This window comes from Streptomyces sp. SID14478, assembly GCF_010548525.1.
GTDB lineage: Bacteria > Actinomycetota > Actinomycetes > Streptomycetales > Streptomycetaceae > Streptomyces.
The window spans coordinates 1-220 of sequence record NZ_JAAGMG010000165.1; the positions used below are offsets into that span (position 1 = coordinate 1).

At 77.7% G+C, this 220-nt stretch carries 1 pseudogene; it reads left to right on the plus strand.

The annotated features are described in order from the left end of the window. A pseudogene (locus G3I40_RS06370) lies at window positions 1-220 on the plus strand (wax ester/triacylglycerol synthase family O-acyltransferase); the annotation flags it as partial.

Sequence of the window (220 nt, forward strand, 5' to 3'; positions counted from 1 at the left end):
GCACCGCCATGGACCGGCGCAAGGACCACGGCCCGACCCGGGGCGCGGGCGCCGTCGCCCTCCTCGCCGACCACGTGCCGCCCCTCGGGCACCGGCTCGGCGGCTCCCTCGTCGGGCAGAACGCGCGGCTGCTGTTCGATCTGCTGGTCACCAGCGTGCCGCTGCCCAGCCTCGGCCTCCGGCTCGGCGGCTGCCCGCTCACCGAGGTCTTCCCGCTGGC